At 50.7% G+C, this 11,841-nt stretch carries 10 protein-coding genes; 5 read left to right on the top strand and 5 right to left on the bottom strand.

Annotated features, from left to right (window positions below):
• Nucleotides 1-164 precede the first annotated feature (164 nt).
• Both VFO10_RS18165 and topA read left to right on the top strand, forming a co-directional pair.
• Complete coding sequence (locus tag VFO10_RS18165) at nucleotides 165-887, top strand: lytic transglycosylase domain-containing protein (RefSeq protein WP_325142760.1); 723 nt, start codon at nucleotides 165-167, stop codon at nucleotides 885-887.
• A gap of 16 nt (nucleotides 888-903) precedes the next feature.
• The gene (topA, locus tag VFO10_RS18160; protein ID WP_325142758.1) at nucleotides 904-3,069 is read left to right on the top strand and encodes a type I DNA topoisomerase; all 2,166 of its coding nucleotides are present in this window, start codon (nucleotides 904-906) and stop codon (nucleotides 3,067-3,069) included.
• Nucleotides 3,070-3,313: 244 nt separating this feature from the next.
• Here the strand turns inward: topA and VFO10_RS18155 are convergent, their stop codons facing one another.
• The 3 genes from VFO10_RS18155 to VFO10_RS18145 form a co-directional block, all read right to left on the bottom strand.
• Entirely contained in the window at nucleotides 3,314-3,682 is a 369-nt protein-coding gene (locus tag VFO10_RS18155) for a hypothetical protein (RefSeq protein WP_325142757.1), read from the bottom strand.
• A 308-nt stretch (nucleotides 3,683-3,990) separates the two neighbouring features.
• Nucleotides 3,991-4,332, bottom strand: a complete 342-nt coding sequence (locus VFO10_RS18150; protein ID WP_325142755.1) for a hypothetical protein — start codon at nucleotides 4,330-4,332, stop codon at nucleotides 3,991-3,993.
• 13 nt (nucleotides 4,333-4,345) lie between these two features.
• Complete coding sequence (locus VFO10_RS18145) at nucleotides 4,346-5,128, bottom strand: ParA family protein (RefSeq protein WP_325142753.1); 783 nt, start codon at nucleotides 5,126-5,128, stop codon at nucleotides 4,346-4,348.
• A gap of 298 nt (nucleotides 5,129-5,426) precedes the next feature.
• Here VFO10_RS18145 and VFO10_RS18140 point away from each other — a divergent pair, with 298 nt between their 5' ends.
• The 3 genes from VFO10_RS18140 to VFO10_RS18130 all read left to right on the top strand — a co-directional run bounded on the left by VFO10_RS18140 (nucleotide 5,427) and on the right by VFO10_RS18130 (nucleotide 9,208).
• Nucleotides 5,427-6,719 carry a hypothetical protein gene (locus VFO10_RS18140; RefSeq protein ID WP_325142751.1) on the top strand — a complete coding sequence of 431 codons (1,293 nt, stop codon included), beginning with the start codon at nucleotides 5,427-5,429 and terminating at the stop codon, nucleotides 6,717-6,719.
• A gap of 601 nt (nucleotides 6,720-7,320) precedes the next feature.
• Nucleotides 7,321-8,415, top strand: coding sequence for a helix-turn-helix domain-containing protein (locus tag VFO10_RS18135; RefSeq protein WP_325142749.1), 1,095 nt, complete (start codon nucleotides 7,321-7,323; stop codon nucleotides 8,413-8,415).
• A 43-nt stretch (nucleotides 8,416-8,458) separates the two neighbouring features.
• Entirely contained in the window at nucleotides 8,459-9,208 is a 750-nt protein-coding gene (locus VFO10_RS18130; protein ID WP_325142747.1) for a hypothetical protein, read from the top strand.
• 276 nt (nucleotides 9,209-9,484) lie between these two features.
• On the opposite strand, the gene VFO10_RS18125 is transcribed toward VFO10_RS18130, so the two are convergent.
• Together VFO10_RS18125 and VFO10_RS18120 are read right to left on the bottom strand one after the other, a co-directional pair.
• Complete coding sequence (locus tag VFO10_RS18125) at nucleotides 9,485-10,765, bottom strand: hypothetical protein (RefSeq protein WP_325142746.1); 1,281 nt, start codon at nucleotides 10,763-10,765, stop codon at nucleotides 9,485-9,487.
• A complete protein-coding gene (locus VFO10_RS18120) occupies nucleotides 10,762-11,760 on the bottom strand; it encodes a ParA family protein (protein ID WP_325142744.1) in 999 nt (332 codons plus the stop codon). Before VFO10_RS18120 ends, VFO10_RS18125 begins: the two co-directional genes overlap by 4 nt.
• Nucleotides 11,761-11,841 lie beyond the last annotated feature (81 nt).

Raw genomic sequence — 11,841 nt, 5'->3', positions numbered from 1 at the left:
ACCGAATCTTGCCTCAGATGAAATATCACTTTTTTCCCGAAAAAAACGCTCAGCCCACCCTCTCTCGGTCTGACACTGTCAGAGTTATTTTTTTTGTCTCGCATTTTCATTGGACAATGCCGCATTGGTTTTAGAAGCTTCTGAATAAAAGGAGGTACGAACATATGCTGGATTTCCTAGCACTCGCGCACGAGTGCGCCCCAACCGTATCCCCACAGACTATGGCGGCAGTCGTTAACGTGGAATCTGATTACAACCCTTATGCAATAGGCGTTGTAGGCGGTCGCTTGGCTCGGCAGCCTGGCAGTCTTGATGAAGCTTTGGCCACGGCCAGGCAGCTTGCTTCGGACGGTTGGAATTTCTCCGTAGGCATTGCGCAAGTCAACCGCTACAACCTCCCGAGATACGAAATCACTTATGAGCAGGCATTTGACCCATGCACAAGCCTTCGCATAGGCTCAAAAATCCTCGAAGATTGCTATGTGCGCGCTTCCAAACGCACTCCTGAGCAGCAAGCAGCCTTGAACGCGGCTTTCTCCTGTTACTATTCAGGAAACTTTACGCGCGGATTCAAGCCGGATCAGACAGGAAAGCCCAGTTATGTTGAGAAAATTCTTGCTAGTGCTGAGGCAAATGCGAAAGCAATCCCCGTTGTTCCTTCAATTCAGATCGGGAACGGTCCCAAGCCCGAGTTCGACAAGGCAGCCGATTCCACGGAACCGGTCACGCTTAAAGTTCTGAAACCCAAAAGAGAGGCCAAGCGATCAATGGAAAATGCGCCTGTTCTGCTTCTTCCTCCGAATTCCGTTGGTAACAATTCCTCCGGCGAGAGTCCGGCGCCCGCTGTTGATAAAACCGTAACGAGCAACCCAGCTATCGTTTTCTGACCGGAAGGGAATGCTTATGAAACTCATGGTGGTCGAAAGTCCGAACAAGATTAAAAAATTGGAATCAATTCTTGGCAGCGATTGGAAGGTCATGGCAAGCGTGGGTCACATCCGTGATCTTCCTCGGAATGACCTGGGAATTGATCGGCATAATTTCAAGCTCAACTACGAATTTATCCCACCAGCCTCCATTCAAGGCCGCACGTTCCCTGGTGGCGAGGAGCGTGTCAACCGCATCCGAAAGGAGCTGCGCAATGCTGAGATGGTCTACCTTGCAACAGACCCCGATCGCGAAGGCGAAGCGATTGCGTGGCACCTGAAAGAAGCTCTAGGGCTCACTGAATCAAAGTACCTACGCATCACATTCGACGAAATCACGCACGGTGCGGTTCATGGAGCACTCGCCAAGCCTCGAAAGCTCGACTATGAACTCGTGCATGCACAGGAAGCTCGACGGGCTCTCGACCGCATCTACGGGTATTTGGTATCGCCGATGGTTTCTGACATGCTCGGCATGTCCCTTTCGGCTGGCCGCGTCCAAAGCCCAGCGGTGCGGCTGGTCGTCGACCAGGAGAAGCGTATCAAGTCGTTCAAAAAAACGATTCATTTCGGAGCCGTCGTAGTGTTTGATGGCGAGGCGTGGAAAGCTGAGTGGAATACCAAACCGTTCATAGCTGAGGAAAAGCCCTACGTTCTCGATGAAGCTCTGGCGACTCGAGCGGCTGCCTGCCGCCATTTCCGTGTCATAGATTCCGGGAACGGTCAGATGAAAGAGCCGCCGCCATCTCCATTCTCAACATCGCTCCTCCTGCAGGCAGCAAGCGTGAGCTTAAAACTTGATCCAGAGGTAACGTCAAGGCTCGCTCAAAGACTCTTTGAACAAGGCGCGATTACGTACATCAGAACAGACAGCGTGAACTTCAGCGAAGACGCCGTTAGAGAAATTCGGGTCTTCGCACAGAGCCAGGGCTGGCTGCTTCCAGAAAAGCCGCGCCGCTTTAAGGCCAAGGAGGATGCGCAAGAAGCTCATGAGGCTATCAGGCCAACTCACATCGAAGTTCGAGAAGCGGGCGAAGACGACCAGCAGCGCGCTCTCTATCGTCTGATCTGGCAACGATCCGTCGCTTCGCAGCTCGCCGACGCCAAATACCAAGTGAATACTGTCACACTCGAAGCAACTGAAGGCACCGAAACCTTTGAGTTCAAAGCCAGGGGCCGCAAATTGATCGAACCAGGGTGGCTCGTTCTGACAGCCAGGGATGCGGTGAAGGATAGATCCGAAAGCGACTCTGAAGACAATGGCCAGGTGCCTTTGCTCAGCATCGGATCGGCGAAGCAAGCTGATTCCGGCAGGCTGCTTCGCAAGGAAACCAGGCCACCTCCACGATTTACAAAGGCGAGCCTTATAGCCAAACTGGAAGTCGAAGGGATCGGCAGACCCGCAACGTATTCGTCAATCATGCAGAACATAATGGGTAAAGGCTACCTTCTTGAAGTGAAGCGACTCCTGGAACCAACCGAGACTGGCGTGCTGCTCGTCGACCAGCTCGTAAATGCCGGATTTGCTTTTATGGATTTCGCTTTTACACGCAATCTCGAGGAAAAACTGGATGTCATCGCCAGCGGCAAATGCAGTTACATTAATGTAGTTGAGCCATCCTTCAAGCAATTGCAGGCCGATATGCAAGCATTGGGAAGCCGCGGCGCGGTTAAGCCCCGATTCCCTTGCCCTAAATGTCAGAGCGGTTTGCGCCGCTATTCTCCTGCGGGAAAATCCCCTTTCTGGTGTTGTACAAAGGTTGAATGCAAAACATTCATGGACGATGCCGACAATAGACCTGTCGAACGAAAAAACTTTGCTTGCCACAAATGCGGAACGGGTTTGATGCGCCGCTACAAGCGCAAGACAGGCAAAGGATATCTTTGGGCCTGCTCCACCGAAGGCTGCAAGCACTTCATGGACGATGACAATGGACAACCTGTCGAATCTCCAGTCCATATCTGCCCTAACTGTCAATCGGCACCGTTAAGACGGTATCAGAGGAAAGACAAAGAAACAGGCAGACCTAAAGGCGGCCATGGGTGGTTCTGTACCTCTCAAAGCTGCAAGACGTTCCTCGATGATGCGCGAGGAAAGCCAGCAAAACGCGCACCACGAACATCGGCTGAAGTCTCGATTTAAACAGCGTAAATCTTTGTAACTTATAACGCTTGACCGGCACGAAACCGGATGCTTTTATGAAGCAAACTTTGATCCACCTGCGGCGCCCATCCAGCTGTGACATGAGGCATTAGACAAGCCATGCATGTGATTAATCTCGTTCCCCGCATTGAACAGAAACGCACGCAGCAAGCCCTCATCCTGGACTTAAAGCTTGAATACGTGATTTGTGAGCTGAAGAAGTTGATTCTTCGGGCTTTCCATTTCATGTTGAAATCACGTTGGCAGTCGCGCGAGCGCGCAAGGCGTGCGGTCTTTTATCGGCGAGCGCTAAGTGTTCTTCGCCGCGCAGAAGATATGCAACAAAACAGTCTATGAGGAAATTACTATGTGGGTCATGACCTGCAACCGGACGATGCTGGCCTTGTATGCCCTTCTGTTTCTTGGCGTTACTGTGTTTAGACTTGGAAAGTTGGTGTTTTTCCTGATCGCAAAGATCAAAGTGGGGAGGCTCCGGGGCGTGGCAGCCGTTTTGAAAAAAACTCGTGTTCGCCCGGAAGGGGGCAGCCCCGGAATGCCCTTTATCCATACTAATGATCTTTTTGTGCGCGCAGAGATCCGAATCAGACTCCACGCGCCCTCTTCTCGAATAAAGAGCTAGTTGCTGCGAGCCCGTCTTTCGCGTCTAAGAATGAACAGACTGAACACAATGAGTCCAACAATGGACACGATCGTCGCAGGCATGGGTATCCGCTCTGACACCTTCCAAAGAAGGGCAAAAGCTGAAATAAGGTAGATGACGAGTCCAGCTTTATACCTTCCTCCCCAGATCAGTAGCCCTCCGGATAGCATCATCAACGTCAAACCCAAAGCCTCAGTTTGATTGCCGCTCAAAATTCGATACCACCCAGCATTATTTGTAGTCGGCTACCTGCCACCGTTTCAGAGGATTTTTTCGAGAATTTCTGAGATTAGGGAGGTTTCGGACACCTTGCGGCCCCTACGGATTTCATCCGCCACGATCTTCTTTAGCTTCTTACGAGTGGAAGGCTTCAGACGCACCGATCCAACAACTTCACTGCGAGTTTCAGGCACCTCCTCGCTGAACAGCGATTTAACATCGAACCTCGATGATTTACCTTCAGCTGAGTCGTCGTCCGAGTCTGCTCCTTCGTTCTCCGCTTCGTTAGAGCGGGCCAGGGCTCCTGATTTGACGTTCTTCTTCTTGATGGTGAAGTTGTCTTCGGCGTCGAACAGTTCCTTCGCTTGTTCTTTGTCAGACATTCTGGACCCTTCCTTAGATTATGGACTCAAGCAGTTGCTTATATCCGGTGTATAATTTGTGATCATCTTGCAGGATTTGTGCAGCAGCTTTTGGAACCGCTGCTCTTTGCGCATCCATCACTTTGACAGTATGTGGAAGTTCGATTGGCAGAAACGAGTCACCGTATTCGGTTTTCAGCTTACTGAGAGCTTCGCGTGTCGCATACGCCCCACCCTTTTGCATGGCTGCCAGGACCACCCGCACGAGCTCGACCTTGTGCTTGGTCTTCTTCTCAATGTGTTCGATCAGGGCAAACATTTTGGTTACAGCTTCTTCGCCGTAGATGGATGTATCTGTCGGGATCAAAACCTTATTAGCTGCCCGGATCGCTATTTTCGTCAGAAGTCCCAGCGCGGGTGGGGAGTCGATTAGAATAAGGTCGAAGTTATCTTCGATGCTTTCAATTATCTCATCCAGGGCGGTCTCCCATCCGGGTTCCGACTCGAGGAATTTATGTGCCGACTCCAGCTTTTGCGAACCGGGTAGCACATAAACTCCCGGCCAGTTATCTGTGGCTTTTTTCAAAGCATCTGTGACATCGGCTTCTCCCAAAAGCACGTCGAACAGGGTTGTATCTTTTGCACCAGGTTTGTAACCAAGAAAGATGCGGCTGGCGTTGGCTTGTGGATCTGCATCAACAATTAGGGTCTTTTTCCGCTGATATACCGCATGCGCACACAATTCAACAGTTGTTGTAGTTTTTCCGACACCACCTTTGTTGTTTCCTATCGTGATTCGGTTTTTGTGTCGCGGCATAATCTTTCTCCTGTGCTATCTATTATGTTATAGCTATGTGTCATATCAGGCAAGATCCGTAAATGAAATTTTTTTGTTTCATTTGTGAAATTTCAAAGTTTCGCATCCGAAATTTTGTTTCTTGTATATTTTATGTTCATGGGTGATTTTTTTGTTACGGAATTGAAAAATTAACTCGATTGGTCGTGGGATTTCTGAACGGGTGTGTTACAATTGTTAGTAGCGTTACTGCGAAAGCGCCAACTTTCGCAGTAACTAACTCACAAAACCTTTTTCTACAGAAAAGGAAATGTAAGCTATGGAAAAGTCTAGCAATCACGCGGATTCACAGCAAGGTTTAACGCAGTCACAAAAAAGTAAGTTACGGACATACAAAAGTCGGTACATCAATAAACATAAGTTCTCTCCGGAAGAAGCTCACGCAGCAGCCCTGCACGACGTCCTCAATCCACGCCGCAAGACCAGGGCGAAATCCAAAGTTCATGCGTCCTCTACGGATGAAGTTTCAGTTATGGAACCAGTAGCCCAGACCGGGTCGGATAGCTATGGGCGCGTGATCGAATTTCCCCGTCCAAAAAACAACATCACTTTTGAGGTCGCTCATACTGATGCCGGCGCCTCATCCGATGCCTATATAGCTCCCGTAACAAGCGATGCTCCCGCAACAGGCTTAAATGTGGCGCCACAAGATGCGGTCCCTACCGGTCTGGCCTCAGAGCTGTATCAGGATAAAAATGACCAGATAGATAATATTACGGCGCCCGCAACGCCCACCCCAGTAACGACCGTAAATGTTGCACCCGCAGCCGCTCTGATCGTCACACCGCCGGCCGCTACCGATGTTGCGCCACCACTTGGTTTTGTTGCGCCCCCGGCCGTCACGTTAACCGAAACTGGTTACAAACCCCGGTTCTCCTGGTCGTCGACTCCCGCACCGAAAAAAGTGCAAATGAGCACAGAGAAAGCCCAATTGCAGGGGGTGCTTTCAGGCGTTGGGTTGGCGGTTTGCTTGGTGGCGTTGGTGATATTCCAGGCACGAGCTGGGCATATGACGGTTGACGCGATCTTCTGGGCAATAATGAGCGAAGTTGCGGGCGTCGTGCTCTGGGCGTTCCCGGCAGCGGGCCTCAGAAAGCTCGGTCTCTGCGTGCTCGGAACCCTTTTCATTGTTCTTGGCTTTCTAGTGATGCATATCGACATCGAGTCAGGGACCACCCAGCTCGTTGAAACCCGGGTCAGCAATGCCCTGAGTGTCACAACTTTGGAATCGCAGATCGAGCGAAAGAAAGACTCTCTGAACGCGCTTGTTACGGAACGCAACAAGCTTCCCGCCACATATTTAACTGCACGCGCCAAGGTCCAGAACGATATCAAAGCGCTCGAAAGCGAGGTCACAGAGCTGGAAAACCAGCTGCTGGCCGAGCGTCGACTGGTCGCTGATTCCAAATCAGCGTCGGTTGTTGAGCGGCTTGGGGACATCGAAGACCTTCGTCGTATCGGGCTGGTCCTGCTAGCTATCGTGTGCGCTCACGGTTTCTTTGCAGCGCTTCCAGTGCTGCTTTCAAGCCGTAAATCATCAATCGCTGTTTAATGCCATTTTGACACCAACCCTCGAGTGGCCTTTGGTCACTTAAAGGAGTTCGTGCGCCCAGGTTGGGGCAAGCTAGGCGGGATGCGATGAGAACACTATTCCGCACAAAAAGTGATCTCCACGGCAAGGAAATCCGCTATAATGGCGGAAACTGTCTTCATCTATGGAATCATTTCTTGGAGTGCTTATGGCGTCCCGTCTCGCATTCGCGTCCGCAGAGCTTGTGAAAGAACTCAGCATAAACTCTCAAAGTTGGGCAGGTGCGTATCTCATAGAGATTAGCGACCTCGGGTGTTTCGATAAAGTTCACGCTCATACCGCTGACAGATTTGGCATTCAACGATAGCGAAAGGAGGTAAAGGGCATATCGGTTACGAATCCTGCTTGGTCAGGAGCTTCCTAGTTCAGCGGTAAAGTTTGGCGATTTAGGAACACGAAACAATAAATGCGAGGCTTCGAGAATGACACAAAAACTAAAGGTTGAAACCTTAAACCCAGCAACGTGGCCAGGAGTGGCTCCAACCTCACAACTATTACAGGTTGAGGATATAACAAAGCCACTCCCGCTGCAACATGCTATACCGAGCAAGGAGCGCGGAGTATGTCAGAGAGTGAAAATTCAGATGTCCGTAATGATGAGGCCGCCTCGGTAGGACCTAACGGGGTCCGACTAATAACGAACCCAGCGTATAAGCGTATCCGAGAGCATGCGGAAGCCTTCAGAAGAATAGGTTCCAATGGGCGCCCGCTTGGTCGTTACGGAAAAATCTTTGACTTCCTTATTACAGCAAAAATACCGGCTGATGAAAAATGGCTTATGATCTGCCTGTGTTTGATTGGTGATAGGAAGAACCCGACGAAAAAGGAGCTGGCAAAGACTGCAAAAATGAGTCCGCAGAATGTGAGTGAGCTTCTTAATTCACTCCAGGTCAGGGGAATGGTTGTATTTGACTTCCTTAGCACAGATCCGTTGAATGAGAAGGTCTTGATTCATATCACAGACCCGTACTACTGGAAGGGTGTTTTTCAAAGCTACAATATCCCGCATAACCCAATCATAAAGCCACATCTATGGGAATCCAGAGTCCTTGCTTGCCTTGATTCGAGAATCAATGATGCTCACGCCTATTCTGAAGAGGATTATGGGTATGTTGAGGCACCGCGCTTGTTACTGGATCTCGATATTCCATACAGGGCAAAGCTTCTTTGGCTCTACCTAGCCTCCCTCTGCACTTTTGAGCATCCTACTGAATCTGAAATAGCCTTTGCTCTGGACATTAAGTCTGACTCAGCACGTAAATATCTTCAGCTTCTTCGTGCAAAGCAAATGATCTGCTCAGAAGACTTCCGCTTCCAGAAAACCAGACTCCTTCGGATACATCATACAGTTGATGTAGGCTTGTGGCGCTTCCTGATAGCCCGAAAAAGCTACGGATGGTGCCATATTGACTCTATAATTTACACCAAGGAAGTGGTCAAAGACTTCAACTGCCCGGCACTGCGATTTGCAAAATACTCTGTGATATCAACAGACCCCAAACGGGAACCTCGTAGATTACTCAACGATATCAACAGACCCCAAATGGGAACCTCGCAGACCCCAAACGGGAACCTCGCAGACCCCAAACGGGAACCTCGGGAGGGGGTCCGAAAGCCTGGCCCCTTCTGCTATCCAGGGTGCAAAAATTGCCGGTGAAACAGTTCTTAGTGAAACAGCTATTAATGAAACAAGTGGGTGTGTGAAACAATCGGGCCGGGCACCCATCCACCAGTTTGAGGTAGGTGGATCAGCGTTTGATTTGGATCCAACCAGGGCGGACTTTGAATATACCCTCCTTGAGCTGGTGAAAAAGACTGTGGAGCCTGCTTTTACCTACCGATATCGCAACGGCAAAACCCACATCCCTGGTCCTGACTCGTACCGCACAATTCAAGTGCTCGCGGCAGGATTTATTGATGAGCACGGTCCCAATAAGCTGGCTGATTTTGGGACATGGCTTTCCGCTCTTCGTGAGAACAGAGGCGAGAGGATTCTGCTCGAAAATTGGTCTTCCCTGGTTTCTCGCTGGGCATCTGGTGAGTCTCCAGAGCATCCAGATATCATCGAACAAAGAGCGGAAGAGGCCCGCAGATCCACGGAAGAGTTCCAGCGCGATCTTGCTGCGGTTGAGGCTGAGAAGGAGGCTAGAAGGCTCGCTGAAGAGGCTCAGATTCAAAAAGCCAAGGAACTGAGGGAGGCTCGAGACCAGGCAATCCTCGGACTGGATTTCCAGGAAGTCCTGACCCGTTGCTTGGCGACAAGACGCATGGGGACGTGGAACCGAAAGAAGGCAGTAAGCGGCGGATCTATAGAGGCACTTGTCAGACTTTCCAGAGAGAATGTCGAGTTCCGTTCAGTTTTTGATCAGGTGCTTCAAGAGATGCTGCCAGACTACTTGGCAACGCCTCCCATGCAAGCGTTCGCAGTGTTTTCCGAAGTTACTTTCTAGCGGTCCTAGCGGATAGTGCGGTAGCCTTACTTAAAACACCGCACTATTCCTGTGTCTTCCCAGCCCTTCGTCGTCCAGGCTTTGAAGACCAGACCCTCAATTTTGGGATCAGATCCCTCAAGAATGGCCATGCATTCCTCATGTTTGTCTGTAGCGGGAACTGGCTTTAAAGTGTGCTCTTGAGATCCAAAACGCCCCTTAGGCTCTATCTTTCGGTATCGACCGCCTTCTCGCCTAGTTTTGACAAGTGGAGGCTTCCACGGCGGAATTTGAGCCTTAGAACGGCACGTCATCCAGGCTGGCACCTTTCCGATCTGCCCTCTCGTGGGCCAGTCGCTGAACTTCGCTTTGGACTGCCGCCTCAAACCTTGCCTTGTCTGCCTCCATCAACTGCCGTGCGCGCAATCGGTTAAATTCAGGGCTTTCGACCGGTGACAGGTAGCCGTCTCGCTTCATCGCAGCCATGAACAGGCCAGCGGGGTTCTTGTACTGCTGCCCAATGTTAAGAGCAAAGGCTAGGTTGTCGAGCGACGACTGCACCACCTCGATGTCGTCTGTCGTGAATCCGTGCCTTGCCAGCTGCCGCAGATGGCTTTCATTGATCAGATGCGATACCTCCGTCGGAATGTCGATAAGGCTCGTCCATCCATAGTCGGTCGACAAACCGCGGGGGCTCTCGCCAGTAGTAGTTGTTGGGGTGGTGGATTGATTTGGAACGTCTTCAGAGTAGTAAGAAGAAAGACTACTACTACTAGGGGCCCCATCTGATCGTTTGTCTGATGGTTTGGCGGATAGTTTTCTGATCGTTCCCTGATCGTTTTCTGATCGTTCCCTGATCATTAACAGTTTGTGGATCTCTTCCTTGACGGAGCGATCAATACTGAATTTGGTCCAGCCGGCACGTCCATCCTTGCGCTCTGCGCGATGAATATACCCTCTTTTTGCCAGCTGATAATTGGCATCAATAATCGTCTGTGGGCTGCTTCCTGTCAGCTCCTGAAGATCCTTTGACCTGATCTCGTGAGTAACCTCACCGCCATTTGCCTGAATGGACTCGTAATAGTAATCCACCAGCATTTTTTGAAGCCCTACAAGCGACGAGTAGCTAAGTCGATCAGACGCAATTGTTCTGGTTGTTCTCTGATCGTTTTCTGATCGTTCTCTTGTGGCTTTCTTATCGCTCACTGATGCTTTGGCTGACAGTTTGCTGATAGTTTTCTGGCCGTTATCTGACGAAACGACTTTTGTTTGATCGTTTTCTGATCGTTCACTGATATATTTCTGGTCGTTATCTGATGGTTTAACCTTCGTTATCTGGTCGTTTTCAGATTGATTGCTGACTGTTTTCTGATCGTTTTCTGATGGTTCCTGAGCCTTTGGGAGTGATTGCGGTTCTGCCGGTGCCACTGCTTCAGGCGCTCCCTCCATGGGGACCACGATCGGCGGCTCCTGGTCCGGGTCGCCCCTCCAGGTGCGGTACTTGGACCGCGTCTTCAGTTTGAAGTCAGGGACCTGAGCCTTGAAGCGATCATCAGGTTCCCGTGTTTTGATGGTCATTGACGCGCTCCATCGGCCAGCAGCTCATCGGTGAGGGAGACAATATCCTCGCTCGCGGGCGATTTGCGGTTATAAAGCCACACGGCCTGGGCGAGGCTCTGTGCTTCTTTGAGGTCAACATTCTTCCGCACGACCGTATTGGAAAGGTAGTCGCCATAGCTCTGCCTAAGCGTACCAAGGCTCGTCTGAGCCATGGCTTCGCGTACATCGAACAGGTTCGGAACAACCTTGATATCGGGAGCAAAGTCCTCGAAGTCGCCCTGAAGATCCTTCAGGATCTCGAACAGCTGCCGCAGGCCGGTAACAGAGAGATAGTCAGTGGCGCAGACAATCAGCAGCTGATCCGCAGCCAAATACGCGCTGATATTGACCGTGCTGGCCGACGGATTGGTGTCGATAATGATCAGATCCCACTCGTCTCGGATAGGGCCGAGTAATGAGCGGAGTCGTTCAGCCCTCCGGTGGTCCGGCTGCAGCTTAATTTCAAGGAAGTTCAGAGAGAGGTTGGCAGGAATGATCGACAGGAACGGGGTGACCTCTTGAATAACGTCGCTGATTGGCAGCTTCTCAGAGCCTTTGCCAATGAGACAATCCATGATTGTAGGCGTATCTTCATCGAGGTTGCTGAAGCCAAGAGCCATGCTCGCATGCGCCTGTGGGTCAAGATCAATCAGAAGAGTCTTATGGCCAAGCGAGCTTGCGCGCATTGCCACCTGCGACGAGAGAGAAGACTTTCCCACTCCGCCTTTGAGGTTGCCAAAGACCAGAATCTTATTGTCACTTTCGCGACGTTTTCGACCCGCCACTTTATACAGCTCAACCAGATCTTCCCACGAAAGCTCGGTCTTGGCACCTGTAGCCCCTTGGCGAACGGGCATAGCCTTTCTCCAAACTGTGGATCGGGAGAGACCAGTGAGATCGACAAGTTGATTCGGCGTAAAAAGATGTTCGCGAAAAGAGGGGATCTTCGTCTTGATCTTCTTGTCTTTGGTCATATCGGCACCGTGCGTGAGACGTATTTTGTGTTCTTAGACACTAATATCGTTTCATCATCGGCTCTCTTAATCAATTAAAAT

The sequence above is a fragment of the Oligoflexus sp. genome (assembly GCF_035712445.1).
In the GTDB taxonomy this organism is placed as follows: Bacteria; Bdellovibrionota_B; Oligoflexia; order Oligoflexales; family Oligoflexaceae; genus Oligoflexus.
Note: the sequence above shows the minus strand (reverse complement) of the source record. Positions and strands in the feature narration are given on the sequence as shown.